The following is a 15,582-nucleotide window of genomic DNA, read 5'->3' as shown; positions in this document are numbered from 1 at the left end:
CGGATTCTCGAATGCCGGGCCGCCATCCGGCGCCGGGACAGCAGCCGTGGACTTCTCGCCCCGCGGCGCCGGACCCCACTCTCGGCAGATGGCCGTATCACGAGCCCCATCCCCCCCTCCTCCCTGCCCCCGCGACTTCGCGGGCCCCACCCACCGCACCCCAGGAGGCGCATCCATGCAACTCTCCCCCGTCCGCACCGCCCTGCTCGCCATCGCGATCGGGTCGATCTGCCAGGCCCAAGAGACCAACCACCCCAACGCCAGCCTGCTGGTCAACTACCACCAGGCGGGTGCCTTCCCCCTGCAGGCGCTGATGGGCGCCCAGGACCCGGGCCTGTTGACCCTCGAGGGCACGCCTGGCGCCCCCTACTTCGTGCTGGTCGGCAGCGACCTGCGCAGCGGCCTGCCCCTGCCGGGCATCGGGACCCTGCACGTGGACCCCGCCCAGCCCTACGGCACGCTCACCGGAGTTCTCGACGGGGCCGGCCAGGGCCACGTGGCCGTGCCCGCCGGCACGCTGAAGAAGGACTTCGGGTTCACGACCCAGGCCGCGGTCCTCGATCCGGCCAAGGCCTCCGGTCTGCAACTCAGCGGCGCCAGTCGCGTGACCGTGACGAGCACCATTTCGGCCAACGTCGCCCTGTCCATGGGCACCGGCAGCGTGGCCGACGTGCGCGGCTTCCTGGTCGCGAAGACCGCGAGCTCGATCTCCATGGGCAACCTGGTCTTCCAGGTCACGCCCGAGACGGACCTGGCCGGCTTCGAGTCCCTGGCGGACCTGACCGTCGGTGAGTGGCTCGTCGTCGACGGCGAGTTCAACGCCGCCGGCGGCTTCAACGCCAAGGAGATCAACCGCGAGGACGCCGAGTCGACGATCAAGCTGACCGGGCGCGTGCAGGGCATCGGCCCCGCGGGCCTGGCCCTGCTGGGCGTCTCGGTCTACTTCCCCGCCGGTGCGGTCACCTTCAAACAGTTCGCCGACGGCTCCCCAGCCGCCTACTCCGACCTGGCCGAGGGCATGGTGATCCAGGTCGAGCTGCCGATCGGCATCGAGCTGTATCCCTACGCGACCGACACGACCCTGAACGTGCCCACCGAGCCGGAGCCCGAGCCGGAGCCCGAACCGGAACCCGAGCGCGAGCCGGAGCCCGAGTCCCCGCCGCCGCCGCCCTTCTGTAGCTGAGGTCGGCGACGACCCGGCGCGGCCCCTCGCCGCGCCGGGTGGTTCGCGCCGCGCGGAACCGAGAGCTCGCCGGTCACATCGAGAATCACCGCCGGAAGCGCCGCGGCGCGGATCTCGAAGCTCTCGAGGCGCTGCACGATCTCTCCGCCGTCGGCGCCCTCGAAGCGGCACTCGAGGGCCTAGGTGCCCGGCGCGCGAGTCCGGACCCGCAGCCCGGACATCCTGCCCGTGGCCAGGTCGTAGCCCGCGGCGGAGACGATCGCGTCGGCTTCGCCCTGCGCCGGGCGCAGCTCGACCAGCCCCAGGGGCGGAACCCCGACTGCTACCACCGGCGCCGACGTGTCGAGGGTCAACCGCGCGCTGAACCCGATCGGTCGAATGCCCAGGAGGCAGTCACCGGCCGCGAAGCCGTCGTCGGGGGTGAAGGCGGCGGTCCACTCGTCCACGCGAGTCGCGGTGCGGTCACCCAACAGGAAGTGCGTGATCCGCGGCGCGCCGCCCGAGAGCTGCGACCCATCCAACGCGCTGAGCGTCACGTTCATCTGCCCGCCACAGTTGGCCAGGACCTGGTCGAGCGTCGCGGCGAAGCGCAGATGGACGGATACGGCGACGCGCTCCGCAGCGGGCGCGGCCTCGACCCACAACACGACTTCGCTCCCGGTCGTCGGGCCGAGGTCGAGCTCCTCGGGGTTCAGGAACAGACCGCTGGCGTCGTCCATGCCGATGAACGCGGCTCGATAGCGCCCCGCCGGCATGCCCTCCGCGCCAATCGGAAGCTCGAACCCCTCGGGTGTCTCCACCCACAGACTCTCGGTGATCGACTCGAGCATCCCGCCGCTGCGCTGGTCGACCGGCGGGAGTCGATCGACCGAGTGCACGGCGAGGTGCAATCCACCGAGGGGCGCGCCGGAGCGCAGGATCGGTGCAACGTCGAAGACCTCTTGGAGCTCGATCGCGAAGTCGTCCCCTACCCATGCCTCGGGCTCCACAGGTTCCGGAACGACGAACCGCGCCCACCGATCGTCGGCGCGGACTACGAGGCGCGCGTCCGCAGCGTCGAAGGGCAGGGCCAGGGGTGAGGTCACCGTCGCCCGCAGGCCGCGGTCGATCGCCAGGCCGACGCCAGTTCCACTGCTGAGCGGCGGCGAGAGATCGACGGGACTCTGCCACTCGTCGCCCGCGCCATCCACGACCCGTGCTGGCAGGGGCCGGCCGCGGTGGAGCTCCACCGGAGACTGGGCTGCGATCCCCTTTCAGGTGCCGTCCAACTCGAGGTAGCTGCAATCGACGCCTTCAATCCGGATGCCGACAACGAGCACTGGAGCGTCGATCGCCAAGTCGGCCGGTGGGCGGGCGAGACCGTCCACTATTTCGATACACCCCAGCTCGCCCGCGGGTTTGCCGAGCAGGATTTCGCCGTTCCCGCGCAGGACCTCGGTCGAGGCCACGCGGTGTTCCAGCGCCTCGGTTGCGCCATCCCGCCCCTCGGACACCCGTGCAAGGGCGCTCCGAGGCATAGGACCCAAGCCTGGTCCGGTTCCGGCATCCAATCGGGGCCTCAGTCCGGACCGAGCCTCGGCCCCTGTCAGGCGCTCGAGACGACTGCCGAACTATTTGGTGATTTCGCCGACGAATCCGGATCCCCATCACGTTGAGACCATCGCCCGAACTCTCCAACGGAGTTCGTCGACCGGACTTTGTCTTCCGTGGCTCAAATCTTCTTTCGAGAACTCGCTATGCCCAGGAGCCTGATCACCCTCCTCATTGTCGCCGCAGCGTGGATGTCCCCCAGCTCGGCCCAGAATCAACCGCCGCCTGCCCCAGGGACACTGCTCCAGATTCCCCTGACAGGCTGCAAGGAGATGGCAGAGGGACTCGTCGGGATCGCGGGCGGCGACTACCTGTTCACGACGGACAGCTACACCAACACCAACAAGCTCGGTTCGGCGTCGTTCTCGGGCGACAAGCCGGCGCTCACGCTGTACACCCTCACCTTCGCCGCCGCGTTCCCCGAGATCACCGAACTCTACGCCGCGGGCAACCCGGCCAAGGCAGAGGGGTATACCCAGGGCGCGATCAAGGGCACGATCATCCACGAGCTCATGCATGTCTGCCTCGGAGTTCCGAAGGACGACGAAGGGACCGACTCGACGTCGTGCCTGCACCTCGCGATCGACTCCTCCGCCGCGAAGTTGCTCTGCGAGGCGATCGGCCAGGTCGGTGGCAGCGCGCTCGAGGGGGATCCGCCGCACTGCCTCGACGGGCTCACGGCAGCCCAGCAGGGGCAGATCGAAGCGATGTGTAAGAAGATCGCCCTGCTCTCCGAGAAGTGGAATGAGCCTGCGAACAAGGAGAAGGCCGAGGACTGCATCGACAACCACGATCTGGCCGAGCTCCTGGAGTTGAACTGCGACGACGACCCGTCGAACGATGTCGACCCGGCTGCCTGCCAGGTCAGCTAGCCCGACATGCCGACAGGGGGCTGGCCCGAGAACGTCAGCCCGGTTGCGGACTGCGGTCATTGCGACATCGATTGCCAAGGGGGCCAGGAGTGAACAAATCTCGAATCGGTCTCGGTTGGAACCCGCCGCCCCACTCCTCGAGCGGAACGGCGCGGGCAGGCGTCGTCGGGGCCGCCCTCTTCGCGGTGGCCTCAGCCCTCGTCCTATCGGAGTTCGGAGTTCGGACGGAAGACGACTCTTCGCCGAGTGCGAGGCCTCCGCTCGAGTCCTCCGAGCCTCCGACGGAGTGGACCGCCCCGAGTCGGACGCCCTCGGGCGAAGCCGCGCCCGAGGGCGCGCTCCGCGTGCTGCACTCGCCGAACATCACCCGCGAGGTCCGCTACGCTCAGGGTGAGCGTCAGATCGTGCTGTGGAGTCGGGAACTCGACCCCGCGACCGACGAGTGGTTCGAGTCCTCGGTGACCTGCTCGGTCAGCTTCGACCTCGGAGAGATCCGCACCCAGCTCGGCAACCGCCTGATCGTTCCCGGGACGGCTCGCAACGGGGATACGGTCATCGAGCTGTGGACGATCCCCGGCTGGACGGGTGGCTGGGACGTCACGTCTCAGGTTCCATCAACTCCGCTCGGAGTCCCCAACCCATCGTCATCCCTTCAAGTCTCGATCGGGATCGTCGGCGGTGGATCCTTCGTGCCACCCCAGGGTCGTTCCGCGCGACCGCCGATCGTCCGCGAGGAGGTCTACCGCGGATCCGGACTGGGCTCGGCCGACTTCATCGCCTTCGACCCCTTCGGCCGGTTCATCCACGTCCTGTCCCAGAGTCCGCCCGCGATCTTCGCCCTGGACCTCTCCGTCGACGGCGCCTCGCCGATCGAGGTCGCCGGGCCCTCCGACCTGATCGGGCTCGACTCGGCCCGATCCATCGTGCCACGCACCCATCTCGACTATGGGCGGGTCTACCTGCTCCACCATGTCGGCCTGTTTCCAGGGACCGACGAGTTGCTCAAGAGCGTGATCTACGACCCGGATGACGACGGGATCTTCGACTCGTTCCAGTCCCTGGATGCGGTCCAGTTCGAAACGGCCTTTCCTCCGAACTCGCTCGACTACTCGGGCTTCGCTTGGTGGTGGGTCGACTGAGTGCCGGCGCTGGAGTGTCCGCGGACGCTGGATGCGTGGCGCGTTCTCCCGGTTGAACAAGCCCTGTTCTCAGCCGGGGATCGAAGGTGGCCGCGCGCGGTGACCTGCGCGCCTCGACTTCAGAACTCGCCGGTCACATCGAGAACCACCGCTGGAAGCGTCGCGGCGGCGATCTCGAAGCTCTCGAGGTGCTGCACGATCTCTCGTCCACCGGTGCCCTCGAAGCGGCACTCGAGGATGTAGGTCCCCGGCGCGCGCGTGCGGATCCGAAGCCCGGTCATCCTGCCCGTTGCCAGGTCGTAGCCCGCGGCGGGGACGAGGGCGTCAGGGACGACTTCGCCATCGCGCAGGAGGTCGGCGCTGCGCAGCGATCCCATCGGAAGGTGAAGCGGGCGAACACCAAGGGGCTCGGCCAGGTCCGGATCCAGCTCGAGCTCTTGGTGCTACTGCTGTCAGCCCTGCTCGCGGCTGTGGAGTTCCTGGGCTGACAGGGCCAGCCGCTCGCCCCCGAAGCAGCGACCACAGGACTGGGTTCGGCCCGCGCGCCCGCAGTCTCCACCGATCGGGTGACGGCTCCTGAGGCGCTGGTGAGCAGCGCTGGCGCCCTCGTCGCCGGGCACTAGACTCGCGAGTCCCGACACAAGCCCGCCAGACGCCCATGCTCCAGCTCCTCTCGCGCTCCATGTTCGCCCTCGCCCTGTGCTGCCTGCCGCTCGCCGCCCAGGTCGAGTACCCGCGCCAGGTCCCCGACGACGCGGCCTTCACCGCCACCCTCGAGGCGCTCAAGGCCGGCATGGAAGACGGCTTTGCCAGCCTGCGCGGCGCGCGCCTGGCCGAGGAGTCCTGGGAGCCGGTCCTGCCGGCCGGGATGGCCAATGACGACACGCGGGATCCCACCAAGCGCCGGCACACCTTCAGCCGGTTCAGCACCGTCAACCTCTGGGTGATCAAGCTGAGCTTTCGGAGGACCTACAGGCCGAGCGAGGCAGAGATCGCGTCCCTCGAGGCTGACTACCAGAAGCTCGGCGCGGTGATGTCCGCTGCCGCGGGGGACTGGGGGCTGGAGACCAGCACCACCTCGAGCAACGCCAAGGCCACCGACCTGATTCGGCCGACGGAGGAAGAGCGGCCGCCCTTCATCCGCGTCCTCTTGACCCGGGGTGAGAGCTGGGGCGAGGAAGGCTGGTGGGAGCTGCGGCTGATCGCCAACACCCGCCTGGCCGAAGAGCTGCCGGCTTGGATTGCGCACGAGCCGTCGAGCTTCCGAGGTGTTCCCACGGACGCCGGCTTCACCGCCGCGGTCGAGGCCATCCTGGCCGGGATCTACACGGGGCTCGAGCCCATCAAGGGTCTGGTCTCGCCCCGCGAGCTCTCCGACCGCCAGGCAGGTGCCCCGACCTGGAGCCTGATGCCGCTCGAGGGGCTGCCCAAGGACCCGGAGGGCTGGGCCCATCACATGACGGACTTCGGGTCCTATGTGAACGCGACCTACAGCTTCGCGGAGGTCGTCAACCCGACCGACGAGCAGCGCGCCGAGCTCGACGCGCGGTTCGAGGGGTTCGCCGGCATCCTGGAGGCCCACGCCCGGGGCTGGGTGGTGGAAGGCGGCGTCCAGGCCGACTCGTTGCGGCCCGAGGGCTCGCGCTGCCTCTACCTGTCGCCGGGCCCGGGCATGCGGGCCGAGCAGTCCGACGGCACGTGGCTGCCGCACATCAGCCTCTGCCTCAGCAAGGACCCGTCCGGCTACGACATGGACACCCACGAGCCGAGCGACATCGAGCGCTGGAGCTTGTATCTCGACTGCACGGCCTTGGGCTCGCCGCGGCCCGGAGACGGCAGGGCGGACTGGATCGCCGACCTCCTGGACCCGGTCGAGCTGCCGCCGGTGCCGGCCGAGCTCGAGCGCGTCGTGCTCGAGCTCGTCGCCGACGCTCCGTCGGGCTTCGCGGGCCACGCGACGCCCGAGCTCCAAGGCGAGGTCGACCTGGCCACCTACGTGCGCGCGCTCGACGACCCGATCCTGCCCTACTCCGGCCCGCGCCAGGCGCTGACCACGCACCTGCAGACGGGGCCGGACCCGGCGGTGCTGCGCGACTACCTCTGGACCGTCGAGGACGACTGGCACTCGGAGGCTTCCGTGCGGCTGGGCCTCCTGACCGTGCCGGACGTGGACGCGGCCGCGCGCTTCACCGCGGACCAGTGGATGGACGCGGTGATCGAGCGCCTGGGCGTCGCCCTCGACGGCTGGCGCGTGCGCGTCGAGGACCTGCCCGGCGGCAAGGAGGACTTCCAGGTGCGGCTCGCGACCTTCGACGGCCTGCGCCCCGATGGCCATCCGGTCTGGGTCTACGTCGATCGCATGGTCTACCCGGTCAGCGTCCCTGGCCAGCCCGAGGGCGACCTCTATCAGCTGGCCCTCTACATCGCGACCGATCACGAGGCGACCGTGGGCCAGGATCTCCTCGGTCGCTGGAACGCGGCCGTCGCCGCCGGCGAGCAGCCGTTGGTCTCGGTGCTCGAGGTGCTCGGCGACCCCCTGGCCGGCAGGGTCCAGCCCAGCGATCGCTTCGTGTCCGAGGGCGGCCGACCGATCGACCTGCTCGGGCTGTTCGGTGGCGACGGCTCGTCCGAGCTGCGCTACGACCTGGTCCGCGACGGTCGCTACACCGAGCTCGTGCTGACGCCGCCGCGCCTGTCGCTCGCGCGCTGGGCCGAGCTCCGTGCAGCGGAGGTCGCGGGCGAGCTCCCACCCGCGGCCCTGGCCGTGTGCGGTGGCCGCCTGGACCTGGACGAGGTCGGGGCGCTCCTGCGCGAGCTGGTCGCCGCGGGTGAGGTCGACTTCGCCACCCTGCCGCCGACCTTCGCCAAGCGGCTCGAGCTCGAGACCAACCGGCAGCTCTTGACCGCGCGCTTCGTGCTGTGGGGCTCGGACACGGCCGCCACCAAGGGGCTGGTCGAGACCGTGCGGGCTGGCCTGGCTGCGACCTTCGGCAGCGGCTGGTTCCTGGAGGACACGACCCGCAACACCGGCCCGGTGTACGACCCCTACGCGCGCCAGACCCACTGGTTCGCGCGGCCCGAGGGCCCCCAGGGCATGCACCCCTGGGTCGAGCTGGTCGAGTATCAGCGCGACAGCCAGGCCTTCCTCGCCCTCGAGGTGCACGCCTTCACCGCAGCCCACCGCGCGGCCCACGCCGAGGTCCCTGACGGGCTTTGGTTCGAGGGCCTGGCGGGGAACTGCGAGAACGGGAGCGGCGTGGCCTGGTGCTACCGCGAACAGGTCAGCTTCGAAGGCCCCTTCGTGGGCGGACTGCCCAGCGGCGTCGGCCGTCACCTGTACCCAGGCGACAAGGCGATGGCGGGGGTGCGCTACGCGGCCGGTCGCTTGGAGCTGATCGGCCACAAGCAGCCGCCCCCGGCGCCGGTGGTCGCCTCGGTCGGCGAGGCGCGCAGCACTTGGTTCACAGACGGCTTCTTCGACCAGTCCCAGGACTCGGTGGAGGACGGCTGGCACGAGCAGGTCGCCTCCGAGTACGGCGACCTGTTCAAGTGGTGGGACCACGACGGCGAGACGGCCTTCCCCACGGGGGACAGTGCCCCGCAGAAGGCGACCTACTCGAGCCGCGTCTGCGGAGGCTGTGGGGGCGACGGCTGGGTCGACACCTCGGCCTTCGTCGACGACTACGACGTCTCCTCGACGGCAACGAGCACGGGCCTCTGGATGAAGGGCTACGACGCGGTGGAGACCTACAAGCGCAAGCGGCGCGTCTACAGCTCCGAGGCCTGCTCACGCTGCGCGGGCACGGGTCGGGAATACTACTGAGTCGCGGGGGGAGGGCATGAACTGCGATGAACAGCGTCATGCTCGGTACTTCAAGATCCCTTCGAGACGGGTCTCGATCGGATGGTCAACGTGGTGAACCTGATGAAGCTCCAGCTCCTCCACCGCCTCACCTACCGACGCACGAACCAAGGGAACCTGCACGTACGCGGCTACAAGGAGGAGGGCGCGATCACCACGCCGTTCGACATGACGGTCCTCAACGACATGGACCGCTTCCACCTGGCCATGGACGTCGTCGAGCGCGTGCCGACCCTGCGCGCCGACGGGGCGGACAGCCTGGCCGAGCACGAGCGGTACATTCGCCAGGAGGGCGTGGACCTGCCGTCGATTCGAGACTGGCGCTGGGGCGACTGAAGGGGCGCGGGATCGGGCTCGAGCACCCGCGACACGCGCGACTCAGAGCTCGCCAGTCACGTCGAGCACCACCGCCGGCAGCACCGCAGCGGAGATCTCGAAGGACTCCAAGCGCTGAACGACGTCCCGCCCGTCCGCGCCCTCGAAGCGGCACTCCACGGCGTAGGTCCCCGGCTCGCGGGTCCTGAACCGCAGCCCGGTCATCCGGCCCGTGGCGAGGTCGTAGCCGTCCGCGGAGACCATCGTGTCCGGCACGACCTCGCCGTCGCGCAGGAGCTCGGCGCCGCGCAGGGAGCCCGCCGGGAGGCTCAGCGGCTCGCCCTCGTACTCCCACTCCAGCACGCGTGTGAAGCCGGCGACTCGGCCGTACTCCACGACGGTGTTGCGCTGTGCGACGGTGAAGTCCGCCGGCTCGACGAAGCCACCGCCTCCGTGGCTCGGGAGGTCGTAGTCGCCGTAGGCCAGGACGTAGCTCGCGCTCTCGCCGGAGCTGCCGGTCGCCTTGGCCGGGTTGGGGATGCCCACGGGGAGCGGCTCGGACGCGGGCCAGACGCCCGGCGTCCTCGAGCCTGCGTCGGCCTGCGCCGGGCGCAGTTCGACCAGCCCCAGGGGCGGAACCTCGACCACCACCACCGGCGTCGACGGGTCGAAGGTCAGGCGCGTGCTGACCCCGATCGGTCGAATGCCCAGGTGGTAGTCACCGGCCGCGAAGCCGTCGTCGGAGCTGAGGGCGGCGGTCCACTCGTCCACCCGGACCGCCGTGCGCTCGCCCAACAGGAAGTGCGTGGTTCGCGGCGTGCCGTCCAAGAGTTGCGAGCCGTCCGACGCGGTGAGCATCACGTTCATCTGTCCAGCGCAGTCGGCCAGGACCTCGTCGAGGGGCGCGGCGAAGCGCAGGTGGACCGAACCGGCGACCCGGCCCGCGGGGGGCGCGGCCTCGACCCACAGCACGACTTCGCCGCCGGTGGTCGGGCCGACGTCGAACTCCTCGGGGGTCAGGTAGAGGCCGCTCGCGGCGTCCATGCCGACGAACGAGGCTCGGTAGCGTCCCGTCGGCAGGCCGTCAGCACGGATCGACAGCTCGAATCCCTCGAGGGTCTCGACCCATTGGCTCGCGATGATCGATTCGCTGATCCCACCACTTCGCTCGCCGACGGGTAGGAGTCGGTCGACCGCTTGCACGGCGAACTGCAGCCCGTCCAACGGCGCGCTGGCGCGCAGGATCAGCGCGACGTCGAAGACCTCCTCGAGCTCGATTGCGAAGAAGTCCCCGGTCCACGCCTGGGGCGCGACCGGCGCCGGCACCACGAATTGGGCCCAGCGGTCCTCCGTCCGGACCTCCAAGCGCGCGCCCGGCGTATCGAAGGGCAGGGCCAGGGGCGAGGTCACCGTCGCCCGCAGGCCGCGGTACACCGCCAGGCCGACGCCGACTCCGCCGCTGAGCGGAGGCGAGAGGTCGACGGGACCCCGCCACTCGTCGCCCGCTACGTCCGTGACCCGTGCCGGCACGGGCCGCCCGGGGTGAACCTCGACCGGCGACTTGGCCGCGAGCCCCTCCCAAGTGTCGTCCAACTCGAGGTAGGTGTACTCCGTCCCGCCCACCCGCAGGCCGAGAACGAGCACTGGAGCGTCGATCGCCAAGTCGTCGGGCTGGCGGGCGACACCGTCCACGATGTCGATGCGCCGCAGGTCGCCGTCAGGTCCTCCGAGCAGAAGCTCGCCGCTGCCGCGGAGGCCCTCGGTCGAGCCGCGAGCTCGAAAGGTGACCTTGCTGACCGATAGATCGCCGCGCTCGCCCTGGCGCTCGAGGTCGATCTCGGAGCGATTCGCGCTCGCGAAGTCCACCGCCGACAGGTCCGCTCCCCCGGCGACCTCCCCCGTTCCGACGGCCGATCCCGGCAACCCAGCTTCGCGCTCGCGCTCACTCGATTGCCACAGAGCAATCACGATCGCCGCGACCACGGCCCCCACGAGCATGATTCGTCGGTTCATCGATCGTTCCCGTCAGCATCCGGCCGCGCGCGTCCGTCGCTCCGCGCCGGATTCTATCGCGCCGATCTCCGGGCCGTGCTCGCGGAGAGACCAACGAGGGGAGGCTGCCTCGACCGTCACCTCGCGGCGTAACCCTGCGAAGTGTTCATCCCTGAACCCCAATGCGTAGCTACCAACCGGGGCCGGCTGGCCGCACAGGACGAGTTGCAGTTCGGAGCCAAGCGGCTCGCTCGAGACCTCGACCTTGGTCAATTCCGCCAACGGCGCGATCAGGGCGACTTCGAAGGTCGTGTCTACTGCCTCGGGCGGCCGCGCTGCGGGCATTTGGTCGTCGCCGCCGGACACGACGACGAACCCGAGCACGGCGCAGCGGACGAACAGAGCCTGGAATCGGAACAAAATCTGTCTCGGTCTGAATCTCGGTTGGCTGGATCGAAGGCGGGCGCGCGGCTCAGTCGAGGCGATGTGTGTAGCGCAAGATTCGTCGTCGGCTCCGGTCCTCGCTTCAGGGTCCGCCAGAGCCCGGCTGGCGCCCGAGCCACCTGCGGGCAGCTCGATCATCGGTGGCGCGATCGCCAGTGGCGCCGGTCGGGAGCAATCAGCCCTACTCGATCCCGAGTTCTCCCGACGGGCGACCGATTCGGCCGACGCCCGCCACCTCAGTCGGGCTCGACTGCAACGAAGCTGGAAGACGCTGGTTCGCCCGATTTCGCATCGACGCTGGCGCTCCACCCCCTGCCGTCGGGCGAGGTGACGGTGATCTCTGTCGATCCCTCGAAGGTGAACCTGACCAGCATCGTCGTCGTCTCCCCTGACCGCTGGAGTTCGATCAACTCCGACGGATTCTCGAGGCCCCGCCACTCACCGGCCGTGAACTCGGAACGCAGGGTCGCGTCGACGTGGGACTTGGTGATCCCTGGCCCCTCGATCTGAAGCCGAGCTACCGGCATGGCATGCATGTCGAGCGCGACCGTGCCCACCCCGGGCTCCACGGAGAAGTCCACGAGTCTGGAGAGGTACCCATCCGCCGCGACGTAGGCCTGTGCCGCCCCCTCGAGTAGCTCCATCTCCACCCCGCTCGGGCCGACGTCTTCGACTGCTCCAAAGGCCATGTCTGAAGCGGGCTCGCATCCGGGAACCGGCTGACCGACACCGACCAAGCCACCGACCGCCGCACCCGACTGTGAATCGACGAGCCGCAGCGCGATCTGGGCGCGACGGGCCAACGAGCCGCCGACCTGCACGCTCTGCGCTCCCTCGACTAGGACCTCGCCGACCAGATCCAGCCCCTCGATTCGGACCTGGTAGCGACCCTCGATCAGTTCGCCTATCCCGCCCGCAAAGGTTCGAGCGCCATCGAAGCCCAGCAAGGACGTTCTCGAGACCGAATTCGTGGACAGGCCGGGTAGGACTTCGGAATCGCACGCCATGACGGATGCGTAGATCCCCAACACCTCGTTGGAGTCCCGATCGATCAGAAGCGCGTCGCGTGGCAGGTCTGCCGGAAGCCCGTCGAAACGGAACTCGATCCGCCCCCAGGGCGAGCTCTCGGCACTCGCCAGCATGCAGACCTGCGCGGTCGTGAGGACCTCGGGCAGCACGGCGATCTCGATCGGCCGAGCCCGGGTGACGGCCTGTCTTCCACCTGAGCTCATCGAGTCGACGAGGGTCACCGTGAGCTCATAGCTCCCGGGTTCGATCGAACCGATGCGGAGGTTCTCCGTGATCGAGGTCGACAGAGTCCAAGGCGCGCCGCCGCTCGAGGGTTGGCCCCGTACCGTCATCCATCCATCGCCAGGCCAACCGTCTCGTTCACCGCAGTTCGGATCGGGAATGAGCTCCAAGGTGCCCGCTGGGGCCACCTGGACGGGATAGAGCCACGGCCAGTTCTCGGGGATCTCGATGACCTGTGAAAGGCGGTCGGCAACGGCCACGTGGATTCGAACTCGCTCTCGCCTTGCCCTGGCGTCGAGTTCACGCGGCAAGCCGATGACGAAGCTCGAGAGGGGTTCGCCTTGATGCCCCATGTTCGCGACTTCGATTGCAGGCGCGACGAATCCGACGGGGTGAGCCTTCGGCCCTTCGACCGAAGTCAGTCGGAGAGAATCCGCTAGCTCGACCTTGCAGTCCCCATCGACCAGGAACAGGGCGCGCGCGTCGAGCTCCTCGACCATCACGTCCGGCGAATTCGGATCGACGAGCGGATCCATCGGTGCGAACCACTTGCCCGATTCGAGCACGCCCGCGATCCAGACGCCCTCAGCCGCCGCGCTATCGGCAACCTCCGCACGACCGCCCTCTCCAACGTCCGCCAGGTGCCGCGGCTCACTTCCAATGGGACAGCCCAGCCATCCCCAGATCTCCGAACCCGGGCCGAAGGGCGATCGATCCCCGCGGATCACGGCGAACGACAGGGCACCGGCAGCGACGAGGGCGAACCGCTCGTGGGGCTCAGAGCCGCGTTCCAAGGCGATCGAAGCCGTACGGACAACGTCGGCTTCCGTGGTCGATCCGACCATCTGGTTCGCAACGCCGCTCGGCCGGCCAAGATCCATCCCCTTGCGAACAACGACCGCGAGCAGGATCAGGACGAGCGCCAGGACGAAGATCGAGGCGACCCGAGCTCCACCCATACGCCGCGGCTCAACTCGGCAGGAATCGAAGGCGAACATTGCTGGTCTGGCGTGATCGCCACGGAACGAAGGCGACGGTGCAAGCCTAGGTTCTGGACCCGAAGTTCGGCGGCACTTCCTGGAGGCCCGGTCGGAGGCTGCTCGGTGCGGCGACGGCGCTGCTAGTTGCCCTCACGCCCACTCCCCGTGCACGAACCAGCGCGTCCCCGCTCGGAACAGCCAGAGCCAGCGGCCGGCGGAGTCCTGCACGCGGTAGTAGTCGCGGGAGGGTTCCACCCGCGGTTTGCGCGGGGGTGGGGTCGGGGCGTCGAGGGAGGTGTAGTCGATGCGCGTCGGGGCGCGGCGCTCCTCGAGTTCGACGGGCTCGAGCGCGGTCCACCAGGTCTCGGCCAGGCGTTCGGGGCCGAGGGCGCGGACCAGGGCGCGCTCCTCGGCGCGCCAGCGTAGGGCCAGGAGGGCGCCGCTCTCGGGGTCGGTGCGGACCTCCACCGGCTCGGGGCGGAAAAGCACCGCCGAGGGGCGCTCGCCGGCGCCGAGGCTGGCGCGGACCAGGCGCGGGGGCGCGCTGCCCAGGGGCACCGGCCGCGGGCGGAAGGCGCGCTCGGGCAGGTGCGACTCGACGGCCTCGACCAGGTAGGTGGCGCGCGGGCCGAAGCGGCCGGCGTAGGCGTCGAGCAGCTCGCCCAGGGCGCGGTCGATGGCCGGCACCAGGTCCGCGCCCAGGCCGAAGCCGGTGCCCTGGCGCGGGCGCAGGGTCGAGGTGCGCGGGGCGGTCACGCGCAGGCGGTCGACACCGAAGCCCAGGCGCACGCGCTCGAGCTGGGGCTCGATCAGGGCCATCAGGTGCGCGGGGTCGCGACTCGGATGGCTGAGGGCCACCAGCTCGCGGGCGGGCGGCGCGTCGGTGGGGAACAGCTCGACCATCAGCGCCAGGGCGCCGGCGTCCTCGGCCTCGAGCACCGCGCAGAGATCGTCGAGTAGCAGGCGCACGCAGGTCAGCAGGGTCTCGAGGTCGTCGGTGACGCCTTCGAGCTCGCGCTCCACCGAGGGCGGCGGCGCGTAGCGCAGCACCTCGACCGTCTCGGGCCGCGCGCCGAGGGCGCGGTCGATGGCGGCGAGCAGCGGCTCGCCGAAGCGCGTGGCGAGCTGCGCGCGCGACAGATCGAGGCACTGGCCGACGTTGGCCAACTCCAGCTCGTGCAGGCCGGCGAGGATCCTGGGTGCGAGGTCGAGGGCTTCGAGGGGCAGAGGCTCCAGGGCCGCGCGCTCGCAGCCGCTGGCCACCTGCGCCAGTGCCTGCGGTCCGAAGCGCGCCACCGCCCGCGCCGCCGCCGCCGTCCCGGCCACCGCCGCGCGCGCGCCGAAGCCGAAGGCGCGCACGTGCCCCACCGCCGCCTCGAGCAGCGGGCGCTCGCCGCCGAACAGCCGCTCGCAACCGGCCACGTCGAGCAACAGCCCGTCCGGCGGCCGCGCCGCCACGCGCGGGGTGAAGCGCCACAACTCGCGCCCCAACGCCGCGAGGGCCGCCGCCTCGCGCTCGGGCTCGTGGGCTTCGACGTGGCAGTCGGTCCCCGCCAAGAGCGCCCGCGCCCCGGCCACGGTCATGCCCGGGCGCACGCCGCAGCGCCCGGCGACGCCGCAACAACGCGCCACCAGGCTGCGCTCGGCGACGGTCTCGACCAGCAGGATCGCGAGGTCGGGCGATCCCTCGCGCCGCCCGCTCTTCAGCCGCCTGCGAACGCGCTCGACGGACCAGTGCGGCAGATGGATCGCGAGCCAGCGGGTGAGCTTGGGGACAGACACCGTGGGGAGGGGTTGGAGGGCGAACGGGACCGTCGCGGGGACCGGGCCTCCTCCCCGGGGCGGCCCCCGGACCCGATCCGCCTGACCGGCCGATGGTAGGCTTTTGTTAGCGTCGCGGCGGCGCCGAGATGGAGGCCCCCCACCCGCCGCGCGCCCTCCGACGCAAGCCCTT

11 protein-coding genes and 1 pseudogene are annotated in these 15,582 nt (G+C 70.2%); 5 read left to right on the top strand and 7 right to left on the bottom strand.

The features are described from left to right. Positions 1–175: 175 nt before the first annotated feature. The gene (locus tag Pla133_RS25950; protein ID WP_419192130.1) at positions 176–1,183 is read left to right on the top strand and encodes a DUF5666 domain-containing protein; all 1,008 of its coding nucleotides are present in this window, start codon (positions 176–178) and stop codon (positions 1,181–1,183) included. Between the two features lie 179 nt (positions 1,184–1,362). On the opposite strand, the gene Pla133_RS04615 is transcribed toward Pla133_RS25950, so the two are convergent. Together Pla133_RS04615 and Pla133_RS04610 are read right to left on the bottom strand one after the other, a co-directional pair. Further along, positions 1,363–2,412: a hypothetical protein gene (locus Pla133_RS04615; protein WP_145062941.1), complete on the bottom strand. Its 1,050-nt coding sequence runs from the start codon at positions 2,410–2,412 to the stop codon at positions 1,363–1,365. Between the two features lie 24 nt (positions 2,413–2,436). After that, on the bottom strand, positions 2,437–2,631 hold the full coding sequence (locus Pla133_RS04610) for a hypothetical protein (RefSeq protein ID WP_419195426.1): 195 nt from the start codon (positions 2,629–2,631) through the stop codon (positions 2,437–2,439). Positions 2,632–3,045: 414 nt separating this feature from the next. On the opposite strand from Pla133_RS04610, the gene Pla133_RS04605 reads away from it, so the two are divergent. Together Pla133_RS04605 and Pla133_RS04600 are read left to right on the top strand one after the other, a co-directional pair. Continuing rightward, a complete protein-coding gene (locus tag Pla133_RS04605; RefSeq protein WP_145062937.1) occupies positions 3,046–3,645 on the top strand; it encodes a hypothetical protein in 600 nt (199 codons plus the stop codon). A gap of 344 nt (positions 3,646–3,989) precedes the next feature. Beyond that, a complete protein-coding gene (locus Pla133_RS04600; RefSeq protein ID WP_145062934.1) occupies positions 3,990–4,784 on the top strand; it encodes a hypothetical protein in 795 nt (264 codons plus the stop codon). 119 nt (positions 4,785–4,903) lie between these two features. Here Pla133_RS04600 and Pla133_RS04595 read toward each other — a convergent pair whose 3' ends face one another. Then, complete coding sequence (locus tag Pla133_RS04595; RefSeq protein WP_145062932.1) at positions 4,904–5,161, bottom strand: hypothetical protein; 258 nt, start codon at positions 5,159–5,161, stop codon at positions 4,904–4,906. Between the two features lie 281 nt (positions 5,162–5,442). Between Pla133_RS04595 and Pla133_RS04590 the strand changes: the two genes are divergently transcribed. Both Pla133_RS04590 and Pla133_RS04585 read left to right on the top strand, forming a co-directional pair. After that, positions 5,443–8,607, top strand: a complete 3,165-nt coding sequence (locus Pla133_RS04590) for a hypothetical protein (RefSeq protein ID WP_145062930.1) — start codon at positions 5,443–5,445, stop codon at positions 8,605–8,607. 33 nt (positions 8,608–8,640) lie between these two features. Continuing rightward, positions 8,641–8,982, top strand: a pseudogene (locus tag Pla133_RS04585) (phosphoketolase family protein); the annotation flags it as partial. A gap of 42 nt (positions 8,983–9,024) precedes the next feature. Here Pla133_RS04585 and Pla133_RS04580 read toward each other — a convergent pair. From Pla133_RS04580 to Pla133_RS04565, 4 genes are all read right to left on the bottom strand, one after another. Beyond that, a complete protein-coding gene (locus Pla133_RS04580; protein WP_145062926.1) occupies positions 9,025–10,974 on the bottom strand; it encodes a hypothetical protein in 1,950 nt (649 codons plus the stop codon). A gap of 12 nt (positions 10,975–10,986) precedes the next feature. Then, complete coding sequence (locus tag Pla133_RS04575) at positions 10,987–11,373, bottom strand: hypothetical protein (RefSeq protein ID WP_145062924.1); 387 nt, start codon at positions 11,371–11,373, stop codon at positions 10,987–10,989. Between the two features lie 260 nt (positions 11,374–11,633). Continuing rightward, the gene (locus Pla133_RS04570) at positions 11,634–13,607 is read right to left on the bottom strand and encodes a hypothetical protein (protein WP_145168277.1); all 1,974 of its coding nucleotides are present in this window, start codon (positions 13,605–13,607) and stop codon (positions 11,634–11,636) included. A gap of 171 nt (positions 13,608–13,778) precedes the next feature. After that, positions 13,779–15,410: a Y-family DNA polymerase gene (locus Pla133_RS04565; protein WP_145062920.1), complete on the bottom strand. Its 1,632-nt coding sequence runs from the start codon at positions 15,408–15,410 to the stop codon at positions 13,779–13,781. Positions 15,411–15,582 lie beyond the last annotated feature (172 nt).

It is taken from the genome of Engelhardtia mirabilis, from assembly GCF_007748095.1.
In the GTDB taxonomy this organism is placed as follows: Bacteria; Planctomycetota; UBA1135; order UBA1135.
Note: the sequence above shows the minus strand (reverse complement) of the source record. Positions and strands in the feature narration are given on the sequence as shown.